Source organism: Streptomyces sp. TRD_SC_5, assembly GCF_056836825.1.
In genome coordinates, this window is the sequence record NZ_JBWZZS010000001.1 from 2,261,984 (window position 1) to 2,288,759 (window position 26,776).

General features: G+C 70.9%; 24 protein-coding genes and 1 pseudogene. 5 read left to right on the forward strand and 20 right to left on the reverse strand.

Going from position 1 to position 26,776, the window contains the following annotated elements; all coding sequences use genetic code 11:
• Window positions 1–71 precede the first annotated feature (71 nt).
• A complete protein-coding gene (locus AC1P0E_RS10430) occupies window positions 72–1,442 on the forward strand; it encodes an FAD-dependent oxidoreductase (RefSeq protein ID WP_482741891.1) in 1,371 nt (456 codons plus the stop codon).
• A gap of 59 nt (window positions 1,443–1,501) precedes the next feature.
• Here the strand turns inward: AC1P0E_RS10430 and AC1P0E_RS10435 are convergent.
• The 3 genes and pseudogenes from AC1P0E_RS10435 to leuA form a co-directional block, all read right to left on the reverse strand.
• Window positions 1,502–1,945 (reverse strand): annotated as a pseudogene (locus AC1P0E_RS10435) (MMPL family transporter); the annotation flags it as partial.
• A 145-nt stretch (window positions 1,946–2,090) separates the two neighbouring features.
• Window positions 2,091–2,777, reverse strand: a complete 687-nt coding sequence (locus AC1P0E_RS10440) for a TerB family tellurite resistance protein (protein ID WP_482745714.1) — start codon at window positions 2,775–2,777, stop codon at window positions 2,091–2,093.
• A 170-nt stretch (window positions 2,778–2,947) separates the two neighbouring features.
• Window positions 2,948–4,714, reverse strand: coding sequence for a 2-isopropylmalate synthase (gene leuA / locus AC1P0E_RS10445; RefSeq protein WP_482741892.1), 1,767 nt, complete (start codon window positions 4,712–4,714; stop codon window positions 2,948–2,950).
• Between the two features lie 306 nt (window positions 4,715–5,020).
• Between leuA and AC1P0E_RS10450 the strand changes: the two genes are divergently transcribed.
• Together AC1P0E_RS10450 and AC1P0E_RS10455 are read left to right on the forward strand one after the other, a co-directional pair.
• Window positions 5,021–6,079 (forward strand): M4 family metallopeptidase, encoded by a 1,059-nt coding sequence (locus tag AC1P0E_RS10450; protein ID WP_482741893.1) that lies wholly within the window; start codon window positions 5,021–5,023, stop codon window positions 6,077–6,079.
• A 26-nt stretch (window positions 6,080–6,105) separates the two neighbouring features.
• Window positions 6,106–6,372, forward strand: coding sequence for a protealysin inhibitor emfourin (locus AC1P0E_RS10455; RefSeq protein WP_482741894.1), 267 nt, complete (start codon window positions 6,106–6,108; stop codon window positions 6,370–6,372).
• A 46-nt stretch (window positions 6,373–6,418) separates the two neighbouring features.
• On the opposite strand, the gene era is transcribed toward AC1P0E_RS10455, so the two are convergent.
• The 14 genes from era to hrcA all read right to left on the reverse strand — a co-directional run bounded on the left by era (window position 6,419) and on the right by hrcA (window position 19,177).
• Window positions 6,419–7,360 carry a GTPase Era gene (era, locus tag AC1P0E_RS10460; protein WP_482741895.1) on the reverse strand — a complete coding sequence of 314 codons (942 nt, stop codon included), beginning with the start codon at window positions 7,358–7,360 and terminating at the stop codon, window positions 6,419–6,421.
• Window positions 7,361–7,715: 355 nt separating this feature from the next.
• Entirely contained in the window at window positions 7,716–8,081 is a 366-nt protein-coding gene (locus AC1P0E_RS10465; RefSeq protein WP_482741896.1) for a cytidine deaminase, read from the reverse strand.
• A gap of 106 nt (window positions 8,082–8,187) precedes the next feature.
• Complete coding sequence (locus AC1P0E_RS10470; RefSeq protein WP_482741897.1) at window positions 8,188–8,544, reverse strand: MmcQ/YjbR family DNA-binding protein; 357 nt, start codon at window positions 8,542–8,544, stop codon at window positions 8,188–8,190.
• Window positions 8,541–9,824, reverse strand: coding sequence for a hemolysin family protein (locus AC1P0E_RS10475; RefSeq protein ID WP_482741898.1), 1,284 nt, complete (start codon window positions 9,822–9,824; stop codon window positions 8,541–8,543). The genes AC1P0E_RS10470 and AC1P0E_RS10475 overlap by 4 nt, the downstream gene beginning before the upstream one ends.
• Window positions 9,821–10,324: an rRNA maturation RNase YbeY gene (gene ybeY, locus AC1P0E_RS10480; RefSeq protein WP_482741899.1), complete on the reverse strand. Its 504-nt coding sequence runs from the start codon at window positions 10,322–10,324 to the stop codon at window positions 9,821–9,823. Before ybeY ends, AC1P0E_RS10475 begins: the two co-directional genes overlap by 4 nt.
• Before the next feature lie 27 nt (window positions 10,325–10,351).
• Window positions 10,352–11,356 carry a PhoH family protein gene (locus tag AC1P0E_RS10485; protein WP_482741900.1) on the reverse strand — a complete coding sequence of 335 codons (1,005 nt, stop codon included), beginning with the start codon at window positions 11,354–11,356 and terminating at the stop codon, window positions 10,352–10,354.
• Window positions 11,357–11,509: 153 nt separating this feature from the next.
• Window positions 11,510–12,643, reverse strand: a complete 1,134-nt coding sequence (locus AC1P0E_RS10490; RefSeq protein WP_482741901.1) for a carbohydrate kinase family protein — start codon at window positions 12,641–12,643, stop codon at window positions 11,510–11,512.
• Between the two features lie 88 nt (window positions 12,644–12,731).
• Window positions 12,732–13,721 (reverse strand): adenosine deaminase, encoded by a 990-nt coding sequence (locus tag AC1P0E_RS10495; RefSeq protein ID WP_482741902.1) that lies wholly within the window; start codon window positions 13,719–13,721, stop codon window positions 12,732–12,734.
• Between the two features lie 18 nt (window positions 13,722–13,739).
• Window positions 13,740–14,645 carry a ribonuclease Z gene (locus AC1P0E_RS10500; protein ID WP_482741903.1) on the reverse strand — a complete coding sequence of 302 codons (906 nt, stop codon included), beginning with the start codon at window positions 14,643–14,645 and terminating at the stop codon, window positions 13,740–13,742.
• Between the two features lie 11 nt (window positions 14,646–14,656).
• Window positions 14,657–15,016 carry a histidine triad nucleotide-binding protein gene (locus AC1P0E_RS10505; protein ID WP_482741904.1) on the reverse strand — a complete coding sequence of 120 codons (360 nt, stop codon included), beginning with the start codon at window positions 15,014–15,016 and terminating at the stop codon, window positions 14,657–14,659.
• 120 nt (window positions 15,017–15,136) lie between these two features.
• Window positions 15,137–15,880, reverse strand: coding sequence for a 16S rRNA (uracil(1498)-N(3))-methyltransferase (locus tag AC1P0E_RS10510; protein WP_482741905.1), 744 nt, complete (start codon window positions 15,878–15,880; stop codon window positions 15,137–15,139).
• On the reverse strand, window positions 15,877–16,959 hold the full coding sequence (locus tag AC1P0E_RS10515) for a nitronate monooxygenase (RefSeq protein ID WP_482741906.1): 1,083 nt from the start codon (window positions 16,957–16,959) through the stop codon (window positions 15,877–15,879). The genes AC1P0E_RS10510 and AC1P0E_RS10515 overlap by 4 nt, the downstream gene beginning before the upstream one ends.
• A 67-nt stretch (window positions 16,960–17,026) precedes the next feature.
• The gene (gene dnaJ, locus AC1P0E_RS10520; RefSeq protein ID WP_482741907.1) at window positions 17,027–18,160 is read right to left on the reverse strand and encodes a molecular chaperone DnaJ; all 1,134 of its coding nucleotides are present in this window, start codon (window positions 18,158–18,160) and stop codon (window positions 17,027–17,029) included.
• Window positions 18,161–19,177 carry a heat-inducible transcriptional repressor HrcA gene (gene hrcA / locus AC1P0E_RS10525; RefSeq protein ID WP_482741908.1) on the reverse strand — a complete coding sequence of 339 codons (1,017 nt, stop codon included), beginning with the start codon at window positions 19,175–19,177 and terminating at the stop codon, window positions 18,161–18,163.
• Window positions 19,178–19,375: 198 nt separating this feature from the next.
• On the opposite strand from hrcA, the gene AC1P0E_RS10530 reads away from it, so the two are divergent.
• Complete coding sequence (locus AC1P0E_RS10530) at window positions 19,376–20,107, forward strand: MBL fold metallo-hydrolase (protein ID WP_482741909.1); 732 nt, start codon at window positions 19,376–19,378, stop codon at window positions 20,105–20,107.
• A gap of 39 nt (window positions 20,108–20,146) precedes the next feature.
• The gene (locus AC1P0E_RS10535) at window positions 20,147–20,983 is read left to right on the forward strand and encodes a DUF3097 domain-containing protein (RefSeq protein ID WP_482741910.1); all 837 of its coding nucleotides are present in this window, start codon (window positions 20,147–20,149) and stop codon (window positions 20,981–20,983) included.
• Window positions 20,984–21,375: 392 nt separating this feature from the next.
• On the opposite strand, the gene hemW is transcribed toward AC1P0E_RS10535, so the two are convergent.
• From hemW to AC1P0E_RS10550, 3 genes are all read right to left on the reverse strand, one after another.
• Window positions 21,376–22,608, reverse strand: coding sequence for a radical SAM family heme chaperone HemW (hemW, locus tag AC1P0E_RS10540; RefSeq protein WP_482741911.1), 1,233 nt, complete (start codon window positions 22,606–22,608; stop codon window positions 21,376–21,378).
• Window positions 22,609–22,658: 50 nt separating this feature from the next.
• Entirely contained in the window at window positions 22,659–24,629 is a 1,971-nt protein-coding gene (locus AC1P0E_RS10545) for a SpoIIE family protein phosphatase (RefSeq protein ID WP_482741912.1), read from the reverse strand.
• A gap of 215 nt (window positions 24,630–24,844) precedes the next feature.
• Complete coding sequence (locus AC1P0E_RS10550; RefSeq protein WP_482741913.1) at window positions 24,845–26,734, reverse strand: AMP-dependent synthetase/ligase; 1,890 nt, start codon at window positions 26,732–26,734, stop codon at window positions 24,845–24,847.
• Window positions 26,735–26,776: the final 42 nt, after the last annotated feature.

Below are 26,776 nucleotides of genomic sequence, written 5' to 3' on the forward strand. Positions count from 1 at the left end.
CCTAGGGTGACGCAGGAGACAGTTGTCCAACTGTCGGTTCATCCAGTTGTCGCCGCTCGAAGGGAACACCCATGCCCCGCCCCCTGCGGATAGCTATCGTCGGTGCCGGCCCCGCCGGGATCTATGCCGCCGACGCCCTGCTGAAATCCGAGGCGGCCTCCGAGCCGGGCGTATCCATCGACCTCTTCGAGCGGATGCCGGCGCCCTTCGGGCTGATCCGTTACGGCGTCGCGCCCGACCACCCGCGCATCAAGGGCATCATCACGGCCCTCCACCAGGTGCTCGACAAGCCGCAGATACGGCTCTTCGGCAACGTCGACTACCCGTCCGACATCGGCCTGGACGACCTCCGCGCCTTCTACGACGCGGTGATCTTCTCCACCGGCGCCAGCGCCGACCGGGCGATGGACATACCCGGCATCGAACTCGACGGCTCGTTCGGCGCCGCCGACTTCGTCTCCTGGTACGACGGCCACCCGGACGTCCCCCGCACCTGGTCCCTCGACGCCGAGAAGGTCGCCGTGCTCGGCGTCGGCAATGTCGCCCTCGACGTGGCCCGCATCCTCGCGAAGACCGCCGACGAGCTGCTGCCCACCGAGATCCCGCCGAACGTCTACGACGGTCTCGCCGTCAACAAGGCGCGCGAGATCCACGTCTTCGGACGCCGCGGACCGGCCCAGGCGAAGTTCAGCCCGATGGAACTGCGCGAGCTGGACCACTCCCCCAACATCGAAGTCATCGTCAACCCCGAGGACATCGACTACGACGACGGCAGCATCGCCACCCGCCGCGCCAACAAGCAGGCGGACATGGTCGCGAAGACCCTTGAGAACTGGGCGATCCGGGACGCCGGCGACCGGCCCCACAAGCTCTTCCTGCACTTCTTCGAGTCACCCACCGAGGTCGTCGGCGAGGACGGCAGGGTCGTCGGGCTCCGTACGGAACGTACGCAGCTCGACGGCACCGGCAACGTCACCGGCACGGGCGAGACGCAGACCTGGGACGTACAGGCCGTCTACCGCGCGGTCGGCTACCTCTCCGACGAGCTTCCCAAGCTGCCGTTCGACTTCACCACCGGCACCGTCCCGCACGAGGGCGGCCGCGTCATCGAGGCGGGCGCGCACCTTCCTTCGACGTACGTCACGGGGTGGATCAAGCGCGGCCCGATCGGTCTCATCGGCCACACCAAGGGCGACGCCAACGAGACAGTGGCCAACCTCCTGGCGGACCACAGCGAAGGCCGGCTGCTCGCCCCGGCCGCGCCCGCCGAGGACGCCGTCGTGGCCTTCCTCGACAGCAGCGCCGTCCCGTACACGACGTGGGACGGCTGGCACCACCTCGACAGCGCGGAGCGCGCGCTGGGCGCCGCAGAGGGACGCGAGCGCGTGAAGATCGTCGACCGTGAGGCGATGCTGCGGGCGAGCACCCCGGCTCAGGACTGAGCCGGGCGGACCAGGCCCGACTCGTACGCGACGATGACGAGTTGGGCCCGGTCCCGGGTGGCGATTTCACGCACGGCGTTGACGAAGGCGTCCCTGGCTTCTTCGTCCTGACCCGGCTCGGTGCCGGAGACCGGGTACATCAGGGTCGTGCCGTCCTTCGACGGTATGCCCTGCGGCGGCGCTGTCAGCGTGTGGCTGTCGGCGACCCTGCCGGTCTGACGCTCAGCGACGGCCCGGTCGGCGGCGGTGAGCCCGCCGTCGCGGTGATAGACGAGCACGAGGTCGGTGGACTCGCCGCCGGGCAGCTCGTACTGGATCTTGGCGGCCTGGGTGGAGTCGGCGCTCGCCGGCAGATAGTCGACGGCCCGGTCGCGCTGGACGTCCCCGAGCTTTCCGGCGAACGGCGCGGCGAGGGCGATCGCGATCACCCACAGGGCGAGTAAGCCCCAGGGCAGGGCGGATCGCCCCCGTCGCTGCGTGTCTGCACTGGTCGGGGCCCCCATCGTGGGCCTCCCTCCGGCGTGGGCGTCTGGGTCGAATCCAGACTCCCGTCGCACGGGGGCCGGTACGTCGCGCTCACGGCCGAGTTGGGGCTACTTCCGTCGGTGGCGCGGGGCGCGCGTCACTCCCCGGGGAGTAGGCACCGGATCAGGACGGTGTACGCGCCGTCGCGAGCAGCCGGGCCGTGTCGTCCGGGCAGATCAGCAGCGCGCCGCCGACGATCGTCAGTACCTCGCGCTCGGCGGGGCTGTACGGGCCGTCGGCGAGGGCGATCCTGGCGCCCTGGAGCAGGATCGATTCGCGGCCGCCGGGCGCGAGGTGCGGGGCCAGGGGTTCGAGTGCCTCGTGCAGTTCGATGGCGAGCGCGGCGCCGCAGGGCTCGGAGGTCCCTTCGTACGCCCCGGGAAGTCGCCCGGTGTCGGCGGCCAGTGCCTCGATGAGGGTGGTGAGCTGGTCCTCGGTGCAGTCGTCGAACCCGGCGGCGCGGACGGCCGCGACGGCGGTGACTCTGACCGTACGGGAGGACGTGCCGCCCGCGGCGAGGACGGCGAGGGCGACGGTATGGACGGCGTCGCGCAGCATCGCGGAGAACCGGACGGTGGTCGGGTGGTCGAGTGCCTCGGTGCCGAAGTGGGTCAGGCAGGCGGCGCATTCGATGACCGGACCCGCGTAACCGCGCGGCAGCAGCGGGACGCCGAGGACGGTGAAGCGTCTGCGGCCCGTACGGCGCCGGTAGTTGCGGTCGCCGCCGCAGTCCGGGCAGAAGAAATCACCGTCGCCGACGGTGTTCCAAACGGTGCGAATGCCCCATACGCATTGTTTCCGCCCTCGCACTGGCAGCACGTCGCACCTCCGTAACGCTCCGGCAACCCTGCCGCGTTGCCGTGATGTTAGCCACATCCGTGATGTCGCGTCAGCACCCTGTCGCAGCAAGAGGTACGCGAAACGCCGGGCGTGGCCGAAAATCGGCCCGCCCGGCGTTTGGGAACCGGAGCCTCAAGGTGTCAGCGCGTAGCCCTGTTGACGGCCGAAACGACCGCCTTCAGCGACGCGCGCGTGGTGTTGGCGTCGATGCCGATGCCCCACATCACCTTGCCGTCGATCGCGCACTCGATGTACGACGCGGCCTGGGCGCTCGCGCCCTCGCTCATCGTGTGCTCCTGGTAGTCCAGCAGCCTGGCGTCCACGCCGACCGCGCCCAGTGCCTCGAAGAAGGCCGAGATCGGGCCGTTTCCGGTGCCGGTCAGCACCGTGTCGACGCCGTCCACGACCGCCTCGACGGTCAGCGTGTCCTGGCCGTCCGTGTCGGTGGTGGTCTGGCCGGAACGCAGCTGGATCCGCCCCCATCGCGTCCCGGTGTTCTCGGCGTTCGGCAGGTACTCGTCCTGGAAGACCGACCAGATCGCCTTCGGCGTGACCTCGCCGCCCTCGGCGTCGGTCTTGGCCTGGATGATCCGCGAGAACTCGATCTGCATGCGGCGCGGCAGGTCCAGCTTGTGGTCGTTCTTCAGGACGTACGCGATACCGCCCTTGCCGGACTGCGAGTTGACCCGGATGACGGCCTCGTACGAACGGCCGACGTCCTTCGGGTCGATCGGCAGGTACGGCACGGCCCACTCGATGTCGTCGACCGTCTTGCCGGCGGCGGCCGCCTCGGCCTCCATCGCGTCGAAGCCCTTCTTGATGGCGTCCTGGTGGGAGCCGGAGAAGGCGGTGTAGACCAGGTCGCCCGCGTAGGGGTGGCGCGGGTGGACCTCCATCTGGTTGCAGTACTCGCTGGTGCGGCGGATGTCGTCGATCTGCGAGAAGTCGATCTGCGGGTCGACGCCCTGGGAGAACAGGTTCATGCCCAGGGTGACCAGGTCGACGTTGCCGGTGCGCTCGCCCTGCCCGAACAGGCAGCCCTCGATGCGGTCGGCGCCCGCCATGATCGCCAGCTCGGCGGCGGCGACGGCGGTGCCCCGGTCGTTGTGCGGGTGCACGGACAGGCAGACGTACTCACGCCGGGACAGGTTCCGCGACATCCACTCGAAGCGGTCCGCGTGCGTGGACGGCGTGGAGCGCTCGACGGTGGCGGGCAGGTTCAGGATGATCTCCCGGCCCTCCTCCGGCTGCCACACGTCGCAGACGGCCTCGCAGACCTCCAGGGCGAAGTCCAGCTCGGTGTCGGTGAAGATCTCCGGGCTGTACTGGTAGCCGAAGATCGTCTCCGGGCCCAGCAGCTTGTCGGCGTACTCCATGACCAGCCGCGTGCCGTCCACGGCGATCTGCTTGACCTGCTCCTTGGAGCCCCGGAAGACCACCCGGCGGAAGGTCGGCGCGGTGGCGTTGTACAGGTGCACGGTGGCGCGCCGGGCGCCGACCAGCGACTCGACGGTCCGCTCGATCAGCTCTTCGCGCGCCTGGGTCAGGACGGAGATCGTCACGTCCTCGGGGATCGCGCCCTCTTCGATGATGGAGCGTACGAAGTTGAAGTCGGTCTCGCCGGACGACGGGAAGCCGACCTCGATCTCCTTGTAGCCCATGCGTACGAGCAGGTCGAACATCTCACGCTTTCGCGCGGGGCTCATGGGGTCGATCAGGGCCTGGTTGCCGTCGCGCAGGTCGGTGGACAGCCAGCGGGGGGCGCGGGTGATCCGGTTCTCCGGCCAGGTGCGGTCGGGGATGTCTACGGCCTCGTACTTGCCGTACTTGTGGACCGGCATCCCGGACGGCTTCTGCAGCTGCGTCGCGTTGGTGATCGGCGTGGGGCGGCCAACAGGGGCATTCATCGCGTAGGGCTCCTCGGTGTCCTGCAAAGGGGACGGCCGACGGTGTCGCTGCAGCACCAGACTCCGCGGGGAGGGGGTCGGCCTGGAACTACAGACCCTCGCCGCGGCAGCTAAGGAGAAGCAGCCCGTAACGCATGATGTGCCGCAGCCTAGCCGAGGGAAGCCGGAATCGCCGGTCCCGTATCAGTATGCGGGACCGCTTCACCGGTAACGGGGGAGTAACGGGCGAAAGTGACCCTTCACTCGATTTCATCAATCATGGTCGCAAGTAGTGACAGCGCGGTGACGCAGTGCCACATTGCGGCCATGAAGGCCATCCACCCCGTGTTCTGCACCATCGTGCCGCCCCACGTCCTCGACAAGCTCGCCCAGGCCGACGACCCGGCTCTGGCGCGCCCCGCCCGCCGAACCCTCGAAGCGGACGCCGCGCAGCGAACCCACCGCCGGCTGACCACGGTGCTCGGCGCCCGCCCGGCCGCCCCGTCGGCGGGCGCGGCCGGCGACCAGCCGCACCGCACCCTCTACGACGCCCAGCACCGGCAGCAGCTGCCCGGTGTCAAAGTGCGCGGCGAGGGCGACGAGCCCGGCCAGGACGCGACCGTCAACCGCGCGTATGCGGGCCTCGGCGCGACCTTCGAACTCCTCCTCAAGGCCTTCGAGCGCAATTCGGTCGACGGGAACGGCCTGCCGCTCGTCGCGAGCGTCCACTACGGCGAGAACTACGGGAACGCCTTCTGGGACGGCGAGCAGATGGTCTTCGGCGACGGCGACGAGATCTTCCGCGACTTCACGCTCCCCGTGGACGTCATCGCCCACGAGCTGGCCCACGGCCTGACGCAGTACACGGCGAATTTCACGTACTTCGGCCAGCCCGGCGCGCTCAACGAGTCGGTGTCCGACGTCTTCGGCTCCCTGGTCAAGCAGTACGTCAACGACCAGACCGCCGACCGGGCCGACTGGCTGATCGGCGCGGGCCTGCTGACCGAGCGCGTCACCGGGGTGGCCCTGCGCTCCATGAAGGCGCCCGGCACGGCGTACGACGACGACGTACTCGGCAAGGACCCGCAGCCCGCGAAGATGGAGGACTACGTCCGCACCGGCCGGGACAACGGCGGCGTGCACATCAACTCCGGCATCCCGAACCACGCCTTCTACCTGCTCGCCACGGACCTCGGCGGCAAGGCGTGGGAGCGGGCGGGGCAGATCTGGTACGACACCCTGACCGCCGGGAGCCTCCAGGTCGACGCGAGCTTCGCCGACTTCGCCCGGGCCACCGTGGCGGCCGCGCAGGGCCGTTTCGGTGACGGCGAGGAGCTGGAGGCTCTGCTGAAAGCGTGGTCCCGGGTCGGGGTGCCTACCGGCTGAGCGGTATCCGTACTAGAACGGGAACCATGCGAATTGGGGTAAGGCGTACGGGCGGATTCGCCGGCATCGAGCGCTATGCCGAGGTGGACACCTCCGGACGGCCGGACGCGGGTGAGTGGCACACCCTGGTCGAGGAGGCGGTCGCCGCCGGCCGGGGCACGCCGCCGGTCGGCGTGCCGGACGGATTCAGCTACCAGATCACGGTCGACGGGGAGACCGTCTACTGCGCGGACCCACGGCTGACCGAGGCGCAGAGCCGGCTCATCTCGCAGGTCTTGAAAGAAGGAGCCTGAGAGAAGCGGCCTGAGAGAAGGGGCCCGGGAGAAGCGGCGCTGTGACTCAGAAGCCGAGCTTGCGCAGCTGCTTCGGGTCCCGCTGCCAGTCCTTGGCGACCTTCACGTGCAGGTCCAGGAAGACCGGCGTGCCCAGCAGCGCCTCGATGTGCTTGCGCGACTTCGTACCGACGTCCTTCAGGCGCTGGCCCTTGGGGCCGATGATGATGCCCTTCTGGCTGGGGCGCTCGATGTAGACGTTGGCGTGGATGTCGAGCAGCGGCCTGTCCGCGGGGCGGTCCTCGCGCGGCAGCATCTCCTCGACGACTACCGCGATGGAGTGCGGCAGCTCGTCCCGTACGCCTTCGAGCGCGGCCTCGCGGATCAGCTCCGCGACCATCACCATCTCGGGCTCGTCGGTGAGATCGCCCTCGGGGTAGAGCGGCGGGCTCTCCGGCAGCAGCGGGACCAGCAGGTCGGCGAGGAGCGAGATCTGGCTGTCGCCGACGGCGGACACCGGGACGATCTCCTGCCACTCGAAGCCCAGCTCCTTGGAGAGCTGGTCGATGGCGATGAGCTGCTCGGCGAGCTGCTTGGAGTCGACGAGGTCGGTCTTGGTGACGATGGCGACCTTGGGCGTCTTCTTGATGCCCGCGAGCTCCTTGGCGATGAACTTGTCGCCGGGGCCGAGCTTCTGGTCGGCCGGGAGGCAGAAGCCGATCACGTCGACCTCGGCCCAGGTGGTGCGTACGACGTCATTGAGGCGCTCGCCGAGGAGCGTGCGCGGCTTGTGGAGGCCGGGGGTGTCGACCAGGATCAGCTGCGCTTCGGGGCGGTGCACGATGCCGCGCACGGTGTGGCGCGTGGTCTGCGGCCGGCTGGAGGTGATGGCGACCTTCTGGCCGACCAGAGCGTTCGTCAGGGTGGACTTGCCCGCGTTGGGGCGGCCGACGAAGCAGGCGAAGCCGGCCCGGTGGGGGGCCTCGGAAGACTGTGTGCGAGCGCTCATGCGTGCCATTCTCCCCGATGTACGCCGCAGGGCCGACCAGTGGCGGCCCGGGCACCCCACGGGAGCGGCCCTGCGGGGCCCTTTCCCCTGCCCGCCCCTTCCCACAACCGGGGCTCCGCCCCAGACCCCGCTCCTCAAACACCGGAGGGGCTGGATGTACCGGGCGGTGCTGGAACTGCCGGCGCGGGATGGTTCGCTGGGCGCGGCTCGTTCGAGCGACGCTCAGCGAAATCCAGCCCGGCCGGTGTTTGAGGACACGGCCGGAGGGCGTCCCGGGGCGCGGGGACGGGAGCAGCGCCGCGAGGCGGCTCGCACGCGCCCCGCACCCGCACCCGCCCGCACGCGCGCCCGCGTCTCAGCCGCCCGCAGTCACGCTGACCCGCAGCACCCCGTCCGGCCCCGCGACCAGCACCGGCGTCCCGGGGCCGCCCAGGTCCCGCACCGCCGCCCGGTCCTCCTCCGACGCGGCCGCCGCGTCGGTCACCACCGCCGCCGCCTCCAACGACTTCGCCCCGCTCGCGACGGCCATCGCGACCGCCGTCCGCAACGCGCTCAGCTGCAACGAGTCGAGGGCGACGGTGCCGGCGACGTACGTACGGCCCGTCTCGTCCCGCACAGCCGCCCCCTCCGGCACTCCATTACGCGCACGCGCGCTGCGCGCCAGCGTGATGATCTTGCGGTCCTCGGGGTCGAGTTCGGTGCTCGGCGTGGTCTCAGTCATGCCCCGAGCATAAGGAGCGGTCACCGCTCAGCCCGCGACCGGGTACATCGAGCCACGCCGCCCCTCGGGCGAGACCAACCACTGCAGCTTGACGGTGCTCGCCGTGTCAGGGCCGGTCCAGCCGGAGGCGTTCCGCCTTGGGGAGACCGGCCACCACCAGGTCGTACGAGTCCTCGATCAGCTCCCGGACCCTGCGGTCCGGGAGCTGCCCGTCGACGGTGACCGTGTTCCAGTGGCGCTTGTTCATGTGCCGGCCCGGGACGATCTCCTTGTGGTCCTCGCGGAGCTGGACGGCGATCTCCGGCTCGCACTTGAGATTGACCGTGAGCGGTTCGGCGTCCAGGGCGCTGAGCGCGAACAGCTTCCCGAGCACCTTGAAGACCGAAGTCTCGGGGCCGAAGGGGAACTCCTCCGTCACCGCGTTGAATTCCAGACAGAACGCCCTGAGTTCCTGCGGCGTCATGCCGCCCCCTTCTCCTGTGGCTCCACCAGTACCGTGACGATCTTGTTCCGGCGGCCGGCCGGTGACTCCGCGGTCAGGCGCAGTGAGCGCCCGTCGGGGAGGTCCACCGCCGCGGACGCGCCCGCGATCGGCACGCGGCCGAGCGCCTTGGCGAGCAGCCCGCCGACCGTTTCCACGTCCTCGTCGTCGAACTCGTCGAAGCCGAAGAGCTCACCGAGGTCGCCGATGTCGAGCCGGGCGGTCACCCGGTAGCAGCCGTCGTCCAGCTCCTCGATGGGCGGCAGTTCACGGTCGTACTCGTCCGTGATCTCGCCGACGATCTCTTCGAGGATGTCCTCGATGGTGACGATGCCTGCCGTGCCGCCGTACTCGTCGATGACGACGGCGACGTGGTTGCGCTCCTGCTGCATCTCGCGCAGCAGGTCGCCCGCGTTCTTCGTGTCGGGGACGAAGACGGCGGGGCGCATCGCGGTGGAGACCAGGTCGGACTCGGAGTCACGGTTGATGTGGGTCTTCCTGACCAGGTCCTTGAGGTAGACGATGCCGACGATGTCGTCCTCGTTCTCGCCGGTCACCGGGATACGGGAGAAGCCGGAGCGCAGGGCGAGGGTGAGGGTCTGACGGATCGTCTTGTAGCGCTCGATGGAGATCAGGTCGGTCCTGGGGACCATCACTTCGCGTACGAGCGTGTCGCCGAGCTCGAAGACGGAGTGCACCATGCGGCGCTCGTCGTCCTCGATCAGGGACTCCTGCTCGGCAAGGTCGACCATCGCGCGCAGCTCGGCCTCGCTGGCGAAGGGGCCCTTGCGGAAGCCCTTGCCTGGGGTGAGCGCGTTGCCGATGAGGATCAGCAGCTGCGGGATGGGGCCCATGACGCGGGCCAGCGGCAGCAGCACGTACGCGGACGCGGTCGCCGTGCTGAGCGGGTGCTGGCGGCCGATGGTGCGCGGCGAGACGCCGACGGCGACGTACGAGACGAGGACCATCACGGCGATCGCGATGGTCAATGCCTCCCAGGTCTCGTCGAATTCGCGCAGGCACGCGTACGTGACGAGGACACCTGCGGCCATTTCGCAGGCCACCCGCATCAGGAGGGCGACGTTGAGGTACCGGACCGGGTCGGAGGCGACCTGCGCCAGCTTGGCGCTCCCGCGCCGGCCCGACCGTACGGCCTCGGCGGCCCGGAAGCTGGAGACGCGGGCGATGCCCGCCTCCGCGCAGGCCGCCAGCCAGGCGACCACGACCAGCAGGACGGCGCCGGTGATCAGTTGGGCGGTCATGAAACGGTCGGCGCGGGGGACGGACCGGTGTGGCCCTTCTCCGATCGCCAGCCGTCGACGATCGCCGCCTGGAGGCCGAACATCTCGGCCTTCTCGTCCGGCTCCTCGTGGTCGTAACCGAGCAGGTGCAGCACACCGTGGACGGTGAGGAGCTGGAGCTCCTCGTCCATGGAGTGCTGCGTGTCGGCTTCCTCGCCCTGCTTCTGCGCTACTTCGGGGCAGAGCACGATGTCACCGAGGAGCCCCTGCGGGGGCTCCGCGGCGTCATCGTCCCGTGACGGCGGACGCAGCTCGTCCATCGGGAATGACATGACATCCGTCGGGCCGGGGAGGTCCATCCACTGGATGTGGAGCTGCTCCATGGCGGCCGTGTCCACGACGATCACCGAGAGTTCGGAGAGCGGGTGGATCCGCATCCGGGTGAGCGCGTAGCGGGCGATGTCGAGGATCGCCTGCTCGTCGACCTCGGTTCCGGACTCGTTGTTGACGTCGATCGACATGGTGCTGGATCTACCCCTGCTTCGAAATCACAGCCCGTTTTGGCTGTCGTCGTACTTCTGGTACGCGTCGACGATACGGCCGACCAGCTTGTGCCGGACGACATCCTGCGACGTGAGGAGGGAGAAGTGGACGTCGTCGAGGCCCTCCAGGATGCTCCGGACCTGGCGCAGACCGCTCTGCGTCCCGCCCGGCAGGTCGACCTGCGTGACGTCACCCGTGACGACGATCTTCGAGTCGAAGCCGAGCCTCGTCAGGAACATCTTCATCTGCTCGGCGCTGGTGTTCTGCGCCTCGTCCAGGATGATGAACGCGTCGTTGAGCGTCCGTCCTCGCATGTACGCCAGCGGGGCGACCTCGATCGTGCCCGCCGCCATCAGGCGCGGGATCGAGTCGGGGTCGAGCATGTCGTGCAGGGCGTCGTAGAGCGGGCGCAGGTACGGATCGATCTTCTCGTAGAGCGTGCCGGGCAGGAAGCCGAGCCGCTCGCCCGCCTCGACGGCGGGCCTGGTCAGGATGATCCGGTTGACCTGCTTGGACTGCAGGGCCTGGACCGCCTTGGCCATGGCGAGATACGTCTTGCCCGTACCGGCGGGGCCGATGCCGAAGACGATGGTGTGCTTGTCGATGGCGTCGACGTACCGCTTCTGGTTGAGCGTCTTGGGGCGGATCGTGCGACCACGCGAGGAGAGGATGTTCTGCGTGAGCACTTCGGCCGGGGTCTCGTCCTGGCCGTCCCCGTTCTCGCTTGCCCTCAGCATGGCGATCGAGCGTTCCACCGCGTCCTCCGTCATCGGCTGTCCGGTGCGGAGCACCAGCATCATCTCGTCGAACAGGCGCTGGACCAGTGCGACGTCCGTCGCATCGCCCAGCGCACTGACCTCGTTCCCCCTCACGTGGATGTCCACGTCGGGGAACGCTTTCTCGATCACGCGCAACAGGGAGTCGCTGGAGCCCAGAACCGTCACCATCGGGTGCCTGGCAGGAACGGTGAACTGGGCGCGGGCCTGCGGGTGTGTGGGTGTCTGAGTCATGGGCCGGCACTGTGGCCTGCACATACCTCCCGTTGCAGGGTTCTCGCTGCTCGACAACCTCTTGAGACCAGCCTACGTCGGTGCACTGACAAGGCCGAGGGCTTTTCGGAGCCGGCTGTACGGCCCTGTCGAGCGAGCATTTCAAGCGGGCCTTCAAGCGGGCCTGCGGAAGCCGATCGTCGGCACCGCCCGGCGCAGCGGCCACGCGCGGGTCGCCGTCGGCAGCAGACCGTCGAGGAAGGCGTACCGCCGCAGTGCCTGCGGGTCCTGCCCGTCGACCGCCTGCACCTGCTGCCACCAGCCCGCGACCTCCGACCAGCCGGGCGCCGACAGCGACCCGCCGAACTCCTGCACCGACAGGGCGGCGGTCAGCCCGGCGAAGGCCAGGCGGTCGGCGAGTGGCCAGCCCGCGAGCGTACCGGTGACGAATCCGGCGACGAAGACGTCACCGGCTCCGGTCGGGTCGAGTGCCTCGACGGCGATGGCGGGAACCTCGGCGGTCTCCCCGGTCGAACCGTCCACGGCGTACGCACCCTCCGCGCCCAGCGTGACGACCGCGACCGGCACCTTGTCGGCCAGGGCGCGGGCGGCGGCGCGCGGGCAGTCGGTACGGGTGTAGCGCATCGCCTCAGCGGCGTTGGGCAGGAACGCCTCGCAGTGCGCCAGGTCGGTCAGGCCCGCCAGGTCCCAGCGGCCCGTCTCGTCCCAGCCCACGTCGGCGAAGATCTTGGCGCCCCGGCGGGCGGCGGAGGCGATCCACTCCTCCGTCCGGCCGGGGGTGAGGGCGGCGATGGCCGCACGCGCGCGTGGGGGGCAGTCGGGGAAAGGACCGGGTTCGGCGGGCGGCGGGGCCTCGTGGCCGTGGGACACCATGGTCCGCTCGCCCTCGTACGCCATGGAGACGGTGACGGGTGAGTGCCAGCCGGGGACCGTGCGTGACATCTTCAAGTCGATGCCCTCGCCGTCGGCGAGCGCGTCCCAGCAGTACTCGCCGTAGTGGTCGTCGCCGAACGCGGCGGCCAGCGACGTACGCAGGCCGAGGCGGGCCAGGGCGGTGGCCATGTTGGCGACGCCGCCGGGGCTGGAGCCCATGCCGCGCGCCCAGGACTCGGTTCCGCGCACCGGGGCGCTGTCGAGGCCGGTGAAGATGATGTCGAGGAAGACCGTTCCGGTGAGGAACACGTCGCAGCAGGGGTCGTCGGCGGCGCGGAGCCCGTCGAGGGGATCGAGGTGCGTGGCCTCGCCCTGCTGACCGCCGTTGTGCGTGACCTCTGCGTGCTTGCTCACCGTGCTCACCGTGCGCTCCTGTGGTGTGGTGCGGGATCAGGCCAGTGTGCCCGATCGGCGCCCACAGGAGCTCGCGGAAATACGACGGTCAGAAGACGTACGCGTCGACCTCGGCGAGATATGCCTGCCTGCGCTTCTCGTCGTGGTCGAGGAAGGCCGCGCGGAAGGAGTTGCGGGCGAGTTCGCGCAGCTGCTCCTGGCCGAGACCGAGCGCCTCGTGCACCGCGTGGAACGTGTCGCCGACGTACCCGCCGAAATAGGCCGGGTCGTCGGAGTTCACGGTGACCAGCAGCCCGGCCTCCATCATCGCGCGCAGGGGGTGCTCCTCCAGGATGTCGATGGCCCGCAGCCGTACGTTCGACAGCGGGCACAGCGTCAGCGGCACCTGGTCCCGCACGAGCCGCTTCACCAGCTCCGGGTCCTCCATGGAACGCAGGCCGTGGTCGACGCGCTCGACGCCGAGGATGTCCAGCGCCTCCCAGATGTACGCGGGCGGGCCCTCCTCCCCCGCGTGCGCGACCTTACGCAGCCCCAGGGCCTCGGCGGCCTCGTACACCTCACGGAACTTCGACGGCGGGTGCCCGACCTCCGCCGAGTCCAGGCCGACGGCCGCGATCCGGTGCAGGTACGGCTTGGCCGCGTCCAGCGTCTCCAGTGCGGACTCGGCGGACTGGTCGCGCAGGAAGCACATGATCAGCTGCGTGGAGATCCCGTGCCGCTCCTCGCTCCGGTCCAGGGCGCGGGCGAGGCCCTCGACGACCGTGCCGATGCCGACTCCGCGCGCGGTGTGCGCCTGCGGATCGAAGAAGATCTCGGCGTGCCGTACGCCCTGTGCGGCCGCCCGCGCCAGGTACGCGTCGGCGAGCCGGTCGAAGTCGTCCTCGGTGCGCAGGACCGCCATCAGTGCGTAGTACAGGTCCAGGAAGGACTGGAGGTCGTCGAAGAGGTAGGCGCGGCGGAGCTCTTCGGTGGTGGAGTGGGGCAGCACCACGGCGTTGCGCGCGGCGAGCTCGAAGGCCAGCTCGGGTTCGAGGGTTCCTTCGATGTGGAGGTGGAGTTCGGCCTTGGGGAGGTGCATGAGGGATCGTCTTCTCGTTCAGTGACGCTTGGGGAGAGGCACTCGCAGCAGGTCGGCGGCGACGGTCAGCTCGCCGTCGAACCCGGCCGCGCGGGCCTGGTGTTCGAAGGCCTCGGGATCGCTGTAGCGCTGCGAGAAGTGCGTGAGGACCAGGTGGCGTACGCCCGCTTCGACCGCCGCCCGCGCCGCCTGGCCGGCCGTCAAGTGACCGTGTTCGGCGGCCAGCTGCGCTTCCTCGTCGAGGAAGGTCGACTCGATGACGAGCATGTCGCACCCCTCGGCGAGGGCGAACACGCCGTCGCACAGCCGGGTGTCCATGACGAACGCGAAACGCTGCCCGCGACGCTCCTCACTGACCTGGTCGAGCGTGACGCCGCCGAGACGGCCCTCGCGCTGGATGCGGCCGACGTCGGGCCCCTTGATGCCGTGCTCGGCGAGCAACGAGGGCAGCATGCGGCGCCCGTCGGGCTCGGTGAGTCGGTAGCCGTACGACTCGACGGGGTGCGACAGCCTGACCGCGTCGAGGACGTACGAGGGCCCGGTGGCCAGCGCCCCGTCGGCGGCGACCGGCGCTTCGGTCAGCCGGACCGTCTCGCGGTAGGCCGTGGCGTACCGCAGCCGGTCGAAGAAGCGCTGCCCGCTTGCCGGGTAGTGCGCGGTGACGGGGTGCGGGACGCGGTCGAGGTTGATGCGCTGGATCACTCCGGCGAGGCCCAGCGAGTGGTCGCCGTGGAAGTGGGTGACGCAGATCCGGTTGATGTCGTGCGCGGCCACGCCGGCCCGCAGCATCTGGCGCTGGGTGCCCTCGCCGGGATCGAAGAGGATGCCCTCGCCGTCCCAGCGCAGGAGGTAGCCGTTGTGGTTGCGGTGCCGGGTGGGGACCTGACTGGCGGTGCCGAGGACCACCAGTTCTCGTGCGGACACGGATCGCTGCCTTAGCCGGGGGGCCAGTTGAGGCCGCGTCCGCCGAGGACGTGTGCGTGCGCGTGGAAGACGGTCTGGCCCGCTCCGGAACCGGTGTTGAAGACGACGCGGTAGCCGGTACGGTCCACCTTCTCGTCGGCGGCGACGTTGCCGGCCTCGGTCAGCACGTCCGCGAGGATCTGCGGCTCGGCGGCGGCGAGCGCGGCGGCGTCCGGGTGGTGCGCCTTGGGGATGACCAGGACGTGCGTCGGAGCCTGGGGGTTGATGTCGCGGAACGCGACCGTCGTGTCCGTCTCACGGACGAGGGTCGCGGGCACCTCCCCCGAAGCGATCTTGCAGAACAGGCAGTCTGCCTGCCGTTGTCCCGTCATGGTCCTGGCCTCCTCGGATGCGGCTGGATCAGCTGGATCAGCTGGATCAGGATGTACCGGTATCGATCATGTATGGCCGCATGCTATCCGCCCGACGGCGTCCGGGGCGGAGCCCCCCGTTCAGGACCAGCGGCCCGTGCGGCCCAGCAGCAGCGCCGCTGCCGCGGTGCCGGCGGTCGACGTACGCAGCACACTGCTCCCCAGCCGGTACGGCTTCGCGCCGGCCTCGGCGAAGACCGCCAACTCGTCCGGCGACACGCCCCCTTCGGGCCCGACAACCAGCACGACGGAGCCCGTCTCCGGGAGCCCGGCGGTGGCGAGCGCCTCGCTGCCCACCGAGGCGTCCTCGTGCAGTACGGCCGCGAAGTCCGCCGTGGCCAGCAGCGCGCCGACCTGCTTCGTCGTCAGCGCGTCCGCGACCTCGGGGAAGCGCAGCCTGCGCGACTGCTTGCCCGCCTCGCGCGCCGTGGCCCGCCACTTCGCGAGGGACTTGGCGCCCCGGTCACCACGCCACTGCGTGATGCAGCGGGACGCCTGCCACGGCACGATCGCGTCGACGCCGGTCTCCGTCATCGTCTCGACGGCGACTTCGCCCCGGTCGCCCTTGGGCAGCGCCTGTACGACGGTGATGCGCGGCGCCGGTTCCGGCTCCGCCGTCACGTCCGTCACCTCGACGACGAGCCGGTCCTTGCCCTCGGCCGCCACCACCACGGCCGCCGCGCCCGCGCCGAGCCCGTCCGTCAGTACGACGTGCTCCCCCGCGTGCAGCCGCCGCACCGAGACGGCATGCCGCCCCTCGGGGCCTTCCAGTACGTACGGTCCCTTCGGCGGTACGGCGTCGACGACGAACACCGGCGCCGTCATGCCGCACCGCCCGCGCCCCGCAGGTCCAGCGCCGCGCGCGCCGCGTCCGTCTCGGCCGCCAGGACCTCGACCAGCTGCCCGGCCGGCATCTCGCGCGCCATGCGGTGGCCCTGCCCGGCCCACAGCGCCATGCCCTGGGCGTCGCCGGCCTTGGCCGCCGCCTTGCGCAGACCGGAGGTGATGTGGTGCACCTGGGGATAGGCGGCGGGGGCGTACGGGCCGTGCTCGCGCATGAAGCGGTTGACGAGACCGCGTGCGGGGCGTCCCGAGAACGCCCGGGTGAGTTCCGTGCGTACGAACAGCGGATTGGTCATGGCCTGCTTGTGCAGGACGTTCGCACCGGACTCGGGGCACACCAGGAACGCCGTGCCGAGCTGCGCCGCCTCCGCGCCGAGCGCGAGGACCGCGGCGATCTGCGCGCCGCGCATCACGCCGCCCGCCGCGATGATCGGCAGCTGGACGGTCTCGCGTACCTGCGAGACGAGGGACAGCAGGCCGATGCCGGTGCCGTCGTTCTTGGGATCGTCGCGGTGCGTCCCCTGGTGGCCGCCGGCCTCCATGCCCTGTACGCACACGGCGTCGGCGCCTGTCCACTGGGCGGCCTGGGCCTCTTCGGGCGTGGTGACGGTCACGACGGTGAACGTGCCGGCCTTCGCGAAGGCGTCCAGGACGGGGCGGGTGGGGCAGCCGAAGGTGAAGGAGACGACCGGGACGGGGTCGTCGATGAGGATGGCCAGCTTGGCTTCGTAGCCGTCGTCGGCGCAGTTGTCGGATTCACCGAGGGGGGTGTCGTACCAGTCGGCCTCGCCGGCGAGCTGGTGACGGTAGACCTCCACGGAGGCGGGGTCGGCATGGCTCGGCTGCGGCATGAAGAGATTGACGCCGAAGGGGCGGCTCGTGAGCCCCCGCAACTGCTTGATCTCCTCGTACATGCCGTCCGCGGTCTTGTACCCGGCGGCAAGAAACCCGAGACCACCGGCGTCGGAGACGGCGGCGACGAGCTGAGGACTGGATGCGCCGCCCGCCATGGGGGCCTGCACGATCGGATAACGGCAAAGATCGGTCAGTGCGGAGGACATGAACGCATAGTTTCATGCCCTCCGCACTGCGCCGAATCGAGGCTTCGGCCGCCTCGGAGGCGAGCGCCTACCGCCCGTTGAAGGCGTCCTTCAGGCGCGAGAACAGACCCTGCTGCCCAGGCTGGAACTGCCCCGTGGGGCGCTCCTCGCCACGCAGCTTCGCGAGCTGGCGCATCAGGTCTTCCTGCTGCGGGTCCAGCTTCGCCGGAGTCAGCACCTCGACGTGCACGATGAGGTCGCCGCGGCCACCGCCCCGCAGGTGCGTGATGCCGCGCCCGTGCAGCGGGATCGACTGACCGGACTGCGTGCCCGGACGTACGTCGATCTCCTCCACACCGTCGAGCGTCTCGAGCGGGCACTTCGTGCCCAGCGCGGCCGCCGTCATCGGGATGGTGACCGTGCAGTGCAGGTCGTCGCCGCGCCGCTGGAACACCGCGTGCGGCAGCTCGTGGATCTCGACGTACAGGTCACCGGCGGGCCCGCCGCCGGGGCCGACCTCGCCCTCACCCGCGAGCTGGATCCTCGTCCCGTTGTCGACACCGGCCGGGATCTTGACCGTCAGCGTCCGGCGCGAGCGCACGCGCCCGTCACCGGCGCAGTCCGGGCAAGGAGTCGGTACGACCGTGCCGAAGCCCTGGCACTGCGGGCAGGGGCGCGATGTCATGACCTGGCCCAGGAAGGACCGGGTCACCTGCGAGACCTCGCCACGGCCGCGGCACATGTCACAGGTCTGGGCGGAGGTACCGGGCGCGGCACCCTCACCGGAACACGTCGTACACACGACGGCCGTGTCGACCTGGATGTCCTTGGTCGTGCCGAAGGCCGCCTCGTTGAGGTCGATCTCCAGCCGGATCATCGCGTCCTGGCCGCGCCGCGTGCGCGACCGCGGGCCGCGCTGCGACGCCGTTCCGAAGAACGCGTCCATGATGTCCGAGAAGTTCCCGAAGCCGCCCTGGCCGAAGCCGCCGGCTCCGCCGCCCGCCTGCGAAAGCGGGTCGCCGCCGAGGTCGTAGACCTGCTTCTTCTGCGGGTCCGACAACACCTCGTACGCGGCGTTGATCTCCTTGAAGCGCTCTTGCGTCTTGGGATCGGGATTCACGTCCGGGTGGAGCTCGCGCGCCAGCCGCCGGAATGCCTTCTTGATCTCATCCTGGGAAGCGTCGCGGCGTACGCCTAGTACGGCGTAGTAGTCGGTGGCCACTTACGACTCCGCCAGGATCTGTCCGACGTAACGTGCCACTGCGCGTACCGCTCCCATCGTTCCGGGGTAGTCCATGCGGGTCGGTCCGACCACGCCGAGTTTCGCGACTGCTTCGTCGCCCGAACCGTAGCCGACTGCGACGACGGACGTGGAGCTGAGCCCTTCATGGGCGTTCTCGTGACCGATTCGTACAGTCATGCCTGAATCCGTTGCCTCACCCAGCAGCTTGAGGAGCACGACCTGCTCCTCCAGCGCCTCCAGCACCGGCCGGATGGTGAGGGGAAAATCATGCCCGAAGCGGGTGAGATTGGCGGTGCCGCCGATCATCAGCCGCTCCTCGGTCTCCTCGACCAGAGTCTCCAGGAGGGTCGACAGGACCGTCGAAACGGTCCCCCGGTCCTCCTTGTCGAAGGATTCGGGAAGGTCCTGCACCAGCTGCGGTACGTCCGCGAAGCGGCGCCCCACGACCCGGCTGTTGAGCCGGGCGCGCAGATCCGCCAGGGACGTCTCGCCGAAGGGTGCCGGGCAGTCGATCATGCGCTGCTCGACCCGTCCGGTGTCCGTGATGAGCACGAGCATCAGGCGGGCGGGAGCCAGCGCGAGCAGTTCCACGTGCCGCACCGTCGAGCGGGTCAGCGAGGGGTACTGCACGACGGCGACCTGCCGGGTCAGCTGCGCGAGCAGCCGGACCGTACGGGCCACGACGTCGTCGAGGTCGACCGCCCCGTCCATGAAGTTCTGGATGGCACGGCGCTCGGGCGACGACAGGGGCTTGACGCCCGCGAGCTTGTCGACGAACAGGCGGTAGCCCTTGTCCGTCGGGATGCGCCCGGCGCTCGTATGAGGCTGGGCGATGAAACCCTCGTCCTCCAGCGCGGCCATGTCGTTGCGGACGGTGGCCGGTGAGACACCGAGCTTGTGCCGCTCGGTGAGCGCCTTGGAGCCGACGGGCTCCTCGGTGCCCACATAGTCCTGAACGATGGCGCGCAGCACCTCGAGTCTGCGTTCGCTGAGCATCGCGCACCACCTCCAGCTGGTCGTTCGTCCGGCGCTTGCCTGGCACTCACTGCGGGGGAGTGCCAGCAGTCCCCGGCCCAGTGTACGGCGGGCAGGTGCGCGCCTAGCAAGGGCGGCCGGTCACGTTACCGCGCGAGTCACCGCGCGACGGCCCTGTTCAGCGGGCGGGAGCCCCCGGGATGGGACTAGCGTCGCGGTATGGACGTCAGTTGGGAAGAGGCAGGCTGGGAGCGGCTCGCACCGGGGGTGGGGCGGCGCCGTATGCCCGTCTGGGACGCGACGGTGGGCCTGGTGGCCGGGGGTGACGGCGGGGCGCTGCTCATCGACACCGGGGCGACGCTGCGCGAGGGCGCGGAGCTGCGGACCCAGGCGCAGCGCATGCTCGGCCCCGGCCGGAGAGTGACGCATATCGCCCTCACCCATCCCCACTTCGATCACGTGCTGGGTACGGCGGCGTTCGCGGGTGCCGAGGTCTACGGGGCGGTCGGCATCGACGACCTGCTGCGGCGGGACCGCGAGGCGCTGCGGGACGACGCGGTGCGGCACGGGGTGGAGCGGGGCGCGGCGGCGGAGGCGGCGGACGTACTGGTGGCGCCGCACCACCTGGTGTGCGGCGAGTGGACGCTGGACCTGGGCGGCGGCCGTCAGGTGCTCCTGGCGAACGTCGGTCCCGGGCACAGCGGCCACGACCTGGCGGTGCTGGTGCCGGGCAGCCCCGAGGTGGTCTTCTGCGGCGACCTGGTGGAGGAGTCGGGTACGCCGCAGGCCGGCCCGGACGCCCACCCGTCCCGCTGGCCGGCGGCCCTGGACCGGCTGCTGGCGCTGGGCGGCGAGAACGCGGCGTACGTGCCGGGGCACGGGGCGGTGGTGAACGCGGTGTACGTGCGGGCGCAGCGGGACGCGTTGGCGGCGCGATTCGACGTGTCGTGAGCCGGGCCTGCGGCTGCCGTCGGCGGCTATCGTCGGCGAATGCGCAGCCGACAGTACGGGCCGGACCTCACCCCGCCCTGGAAGAAGACCGCTCCCGTTCCCGAGGTTCCCGCCGAGGCCGATCTGGTCGTGGAGGAGGTCGGCACCGGTTTCTGCGGTGCGGTGATCCGGTGCGAGAAGACGGCGCAGGGGCCGACGGTGACCCTGGAGGACCGCTTCGGGAAGCAACGGGTGTTCCCGATGCAGCCGCGCGGCTTCCTGCTGGAGGGCCGCGTCGTCACCCTGGTACGCCCCTCCGCCCCCTCCGCCACTCCGTCACGTCCCGCCCGTACGGCGTCGGGGTCGGTGGCCGTGCCGGGGGCGCGGGCGCGGGTGGCACGTGCCGGGCGGATTTACGTCGAGGGCCGCCACGACGCGGAGCTGGTCGAGCGGGTGTGGGGCGACGACCTCCGCATCGAGGGCGTGGTCGTCGAGTACCTGGAAGGCATCGACGACCTCCCCGCGATCGTCGCGGACTTCGCCCCGGCCCCGGACGCACGGCTGGGCGTACTGGTCGACCACCTGGTCCCGGGTTCGAAGGAGTCCCGCATCGCGGCGCAGGTCACGGACGCGAGCGTGCTGGTCGTCGGCCACCCGTACATCGACGTGTGGGAGGCGGTGAAACCCTCGGCGGTGGGGATCGCCGCGTGGCCGAAGGTGCCGCGTGGGCAGGACTGGAAGACGGGGGTGTGCCGGGGGCTGGGATGGCAGGAGAACACGGGGGCGGCGTGGCAGCGGATTTTGGGGTCGGTCCACTCGTACCGGGACCTGGAGCCGGCGCTGCTGGGGCGGGTGGAGGAGCTGATCGATTTCGTTACGGCGCCAACGGGGGCGTGACGCGGGTAGGCGCGGTGCGGGTGCGGGCTGCCTGTGGCGCTTTCCCCTACCCGCCCCTTCCCGGAACCGGGGGCAAGCTCCCGGACCCCCGGACGCCCTGCGGGCGTGTCCTCAAACGCCGGACAGGCTGGATCTGTAGCGCACGGCGTTTGAGCCGCACCCGGCAAACCCGGCCCCCGCCCGGCCATCCTCCACCCCAGCTCGGCAAATCCAGCCCCTCCGGCGTTTGAGGAGCGGGGCCTGGGGCGGAGCCCCAGCTGCCTGCCTCGGCCGCTTCAGCCCGTCCGGCGTTTGAGGACCGGGGGCTGGGGCAGCGCCCCAGTTCGGGAAGGGGCGGGTCGGGGAAAGCCCGCGCAGCGGCACCCGCACCGGCACCGGCACCGGCACCGGGGTCAGTCCACCAGGTCCCGTACCACCGCGTCTGCCAGCAACCGCCCCCGCAAAGTCAGCACCGCCCGCCCCGCAGCGAACGGCCCGGGAGCCAGCAGCCCGTCCGCCAGCGCCCGCTCCGCCGCCGCCAGGCCCGCAGGGGCCAGCAGGGACAGCGGGCAGCCGTCCGCGAGGCGCAGCTCCAGCAGGATCCGCTCCACGCGCCGGTCCTCCGCAGGAAGCACCTCGCGTCCGGCGCCCGGAGAGCGCCCGTCCCCCAGCGCCTGCGCGTACGCGCCCGGATGCTTGACGTTCCACCACCGCACCCCGCCCACGTGGCTGTGGGCGCCGGGCCCCGCGCCCCACCAGTCCGCACCGCGCCAGTACAGCTCGTTGTGCAGGCACCGCGCCGCGTCCGAAGTCGCCCAGTTCGACACCTCGTACCACTCGAAACCCGCCGCCGACAGCGCGGACTCCGTCATCAGGTACCGGTCCGCGTGCACGTCGTCGTCCGTCATCGGCACCTCGCCCCGACGGATCCGCCGCGCCAGCTGCGTCCCCTCCTCCACGATCAGGGCGTACGCGCTGACGTGGTCGGGGCCCGCCCCGATCGCCGCGTCCAGCGACACCTGCCAGTCAGCGTCGGACTCCCCCGGCGTGCCGTAGATCAAGTCAAGGTTCACGTGCTCGAAGCCCGCCGCCCGCGCCTCCGCGACGCACGCCTCCGGCCGGCCCGGCGTGTGCGTACGGTCAAGGATCTTCAGCACGTGCTGCTTCGCGCTCTGCATGCCGAAGGAGACCCGGTTGAAGCCGCCCTCGCGCAGCTCCTCCAAATACGCCGGATTCACCGACTCCGGATTCGCCTCGGTCGTGATCTCCGCGTCGTCCGCGATCCCGAACTCGTCCCGGATCGATCCCAGCATCCGTACGAGATCACCCGCCGCCAGCAGCGTCGGCGTACCGCCGCCGACGAAGACCGTGCGTACCGGGCGGGGGTCGTCGCCGAGGACCTTGCGGGCCAGGCGCACCTCCTCCACCAGCGTGTCCGCGTAGTTGTCGCGCGAGGCCAGCGCACCGCCCGAGCCGCGCAGCTCGGTCGCCGTGTAGGTGTTGAAGTCGCAGTAGCCGCAGCGCGTCGCGCAGTACGGAACGTGCAGGTAGAAGCCGAGCGGCCGCTCCGCCGCGCCGACCAGGGCGTGCGCGGGCAGTGCCCCGTCTTCGGGCATGGGCTCACCGTCGGGCAGTACAGAAGGCATGCCCCCATTGTCACAGCTGCGGTCACATTGCCTGGGTCACGTCGCCTGGGTCACATCGCCTGGAGGACCAGCAGCGCCACATCGTCGTCGGGCGGTGTCGGCGAGAAAGCGTGCACCTCGCGCATGATCCGTTCGGCGACCCCCTGCGCGCTCAGCCCCACGCACCGCCCGAGCGCCGCCGCCAGCCCGTCGGCGTCGTCGAACATGCGCCGCCCGGAGCGCCGCTCGGTCACGCCGTCCGTGACGCACAGCAACGTGTCGCCCGCCTGCAGGAGGAATGTCTCACTCTCGTACGTCACGTCGTCGACGACCCCGAGCAGCATCTGGGAGGCGGCGGCCGGCCGTACGCTCCCGTCGGGCCGCAGGACCAGCGGCAGCGGATGCCCGGCGCAGGCGAGCGTGCAGCGCACCCCGCCGCCGTCCTCGGGCGCGAGCGGCACCAGTTCGCCGTACAGGAGCGAGAGGAAGCGGGGCTGCGGCGCCGCGTCCCGCAGGCTGACGGGACCGGCGGCCCCCGCGGGGCCCGCGGGCCCCGGCAGACCCGCGACCGCGCCGGCCGACACCACCGCCATCCTCGCCGTCGCCTCCGCCGCCTCCACCGCGTCGTCGAGCAGCAGCCCGTTGAGCCGCCCCAGCACCTCCCCCACCGCCCGGCCCTCGCGCGCGAGCAGCCGCAGCCACGGCCTGACGAGGCCGGTGACGACCGCCGCCTCGGGCCCGTTGCCCTGGACGTCGCCGAGCGAGAAGGACCAGCTGCCCCTCACGCCGGGGAAGACGTCGTAGAAGTCGCCGCCCGCGACGCCCTGCCCGCGCGGCTCGTACACGAGGGCCTTCGCGACGCCCGGGATGTCGGCCATCTGGCCGGGCAGCAGCGCCCGTTGGAGGACATGGCTGATGGTGGCCTGCCGCGTGTACTGGCGGGCCGCGGCGACGGCGAGAGCGACCCGGCGTACGAAATCCTCGATCAGGCCGGTCACTTCGTCGGGCATCCGCGTCAGCGCCGCCCGCCCCAGCATCAGCGTCCCGAGTCCGCGTCCGCCCGCGATCAGCCGGTAGGCGACCGCCGCGCCGTCGCTGCCGCCGCCGGGATCGTCCACGCCGGGCCACGGCACCGGCACGGGGCCGCCGCGCGCGGAGTCCGGCAGCGCGGGCGGCTCCTTCTCGACGCGCCCGCGCAGTTCCTCGATGCTGCACTCGCGCTGGTGCCACACGCGGGACAGGCGCGGCGCCGCGCCCTCCTCCTCCAGCCACACCGCGCACCAGTCCGCGAGCCTCGGCACCAGGAGCTGCGCGGCGAGCGCCGCGATCATGTCCTCGTCGAACTGGCCCGTCAGCAGGTCGGACGCCTCGGCGAGGAAGGACAGCGCACCCCGGTTGATCCAGTCGCTGTCGTACTCGCGCGCGTTCCGCCGCGGTACGGGGGCGAGGATCTCGGCGGCGCGCAGACCGCGCTGCAGCGCCTGCTCGGTGCTGACGACCGCACCCGGTGGGCCCGGCGGGCCGGACGGGAGTACGCCCTCGATGGCGATCCGGGCCCAGACGGTCTTGAGGCCGGTGCGGTAGGTGATGCCCCAGCACTCGGAGAGGGCGGCGACCAGATGCAGGCCGCGCCCGAACTCGTGGCCGCCGGCCGCGGCCGAGCCGCCCGGTTCGTTCCGTACGACGCGGGCCGGGTGGTGGTCGGAGACCTCGACGACGAGAGCGCCGGGGTCGTCCTCCGTCGCCTCCTCCAGGTGGCACACCAGCTCGACGTTGGTGCCCGCGTGGACGACCGCGTTGGTCACCAGTTCGTTGACGAGGATCACGGCGTCGTCCGCGACCCGGTCGGTGAAACCGTCGGCGGCCGGCAGTCCGAGCCCCGTCCATTCGGCGAGCGCGGCCCGGACGAAGCGCCGGGCGGCGGCCGGCGCGAGGGGGTTCCCGGGCAGGCTGGTCCAGGCGGCCGAGTGCGGGTCAGGCAGCCCGCCCGGCAGGTGCGTCGAGCGGAAAGTAGTCTTCCGCTGCCTCGGAATGGACCCCACTGTGGCGGCTCCCCATCGGTTCTCTGCTTACGCCGCTGGCGACATGGAACAGAGTGACAGACGGACGCCGCCCATAAGCACGGAGTCACCGAAGTGGCCGTATTGAGTCCGGGGGCGGGGCGCGGCGATGCGCGGAAGCCGCGCGGGCGGGGCCATTGCCGGCCCCGCCCGCGCCACCGCTTCTCGCGCCTCGCGCGTCTTTGTGCCCGGCGCGCTTACGCCTCGCGCGATCCCGCGTACATCTCCTCGATCAGGTGCTTGTACTCGCGCTCGACGACCGGCCGCTTGAGCTTGAGGCTCGGCGTCAGCTCGCCGTGCTCGATGTCCAGGTCACGCGGCAGCAGCCGGAACTTCTTGATCGTCTGCCAGCGCTGCAGCCCCTCGTTGAGCCGCTTCACGTAGCCCTCGACGAGCTCCTCGGTCTTCTTGGAGGCGACGACTTCGGCGTACGACTTGCCTTCGAGGCCGTTGTCCTTGGCCCAGCCGAGGATCGTCGGCTCGTCGAGCGCGATCAGCGCGGTGCAGAAGTTACGGTCCGCGCCGTGCACCAGGATGTTGGAGACGAACGGGCACACCGCCTTGAACTGGCCCTCGACCTCGGCCGGCGAGATGTACTTGCCGCCCGACGTCTTGATCAGGTCCTTCTTGCGGTCCGTGATGCGCAGGTACCCGTCGACCGACAGCTCGCCGATGTCCCCGGTGTGGAACCAGCCGTCCGGCTCCAGCACTTCGGCGGTCTTCTCGGGAAGCCCGTGGTAGCCCTGCATGATGCCGGGGCCGCGCAGCAGGATCTCGCCGTCGTCCGCGATGCGCACCTCGGTGCCGGGGAGCGGCTTGCCGACCGTGCCGGTGCGGTAGGCCTCGCCCGGGTTGACGAAGGAGGCGGCGCTGGACTCGGTCAGCCCGTAACCCTCCAGGATGTGGATGCCCGCGCCGGAGAAGAAGAAGCCGATGTCGGGCGCGAGCGCCGCCGAGCCGGAGACGCAGGCGCGCAGCCGGCCGCCGAAGGCCTCGCGGATCTTGGCGTACACGAGCGTGTCGGCGACCTTGTGCTTCGCGGTCAGGGCGAAGGGCGCGGAGGCCGTGCCCGTACGGCGGAAGTTGTCCTGCGAGACCTTGGCGTACTCGCGGGCGACCTCGGCCGCCCACTGGAAGATCTTGTACTTCGCGCCGCCGCCGGCCCGCGCCTTGGCCGCGACGCCGTTGTAGACCTTCTCGAAGATGCGCGGCACCGCTGCCATGTACGTCGGCTGGACCACCGGCAGATTCTCGATGATCTTGTCGACCCGGCCGTCGACGGCGGTGACGTGCCCGGCCTCGATCTGCCCGGACGTCAGGACCTTGCCGAAGACGTGTGCGAGCGGCAGCCAGAGGTACTGGACGTCCGTCGCGCTGATCAGGCCGGTCGCCACCGTGGCCTTCGCCATGTACGACCAGCAGTCGTGCGGCAGCCGTACGCCCTTGGGGCGCCCCGTGGTGCCCGAGGTGTAGATCAGCGTCGCGAGCTGGTCGGAGGTGATGGCCTCCACGCGCTCGGTGACGGCCTGCGGGTGCTTCTCCAGGTACGCCGCGCCGCGCGCCTCCAGCTCGGCGAGCGTGAGCAGCCAGCCCTCGGGGTCGTCCTCGGCCGGCTCGACGCCGGTGGCGTCGATGACGACGACGTGGGCGAGGTTCGGCAGGTCGGAGCGCCGCTCGCGCGCCTTGGCGAGCTGCGACGCGTCCTCCGCGATCAGCACCCGGCTCTCGGAGTCGGAGAGGATGTACGCCGACTCCTCGGCGTTGGTCGACGGGTACACCGTCGTCGTGGCGGCGCCCGCGCACATCACGCCGAGGTCGGCGAGGATCCACTCGACCCGGGTGTTGGAGGCGAGCGCGACGCGCTCCTCGGGCTGTACGCCGAGGTCGATCAGGCCGGCGGCGATGGCGTACACCCGCGTGGCCGCCTGCCCCCAGCTCAGCGACTTCCAGGCGTCGGCTCCCTGCCCACTGCTCGCTGGTACGGGGTAGCGGTAGGCCTCGCCATCGGGCGTGGCAGCCACGCGCTCAATGAAGAGGGTCGCCACCGACGGCGGCCGGTTCTCGATCAAGGTCTGTGTGTCGCTCACGACGTCCTCCGGGCCTGCGCATACTGCACGACTGGCTGGTAT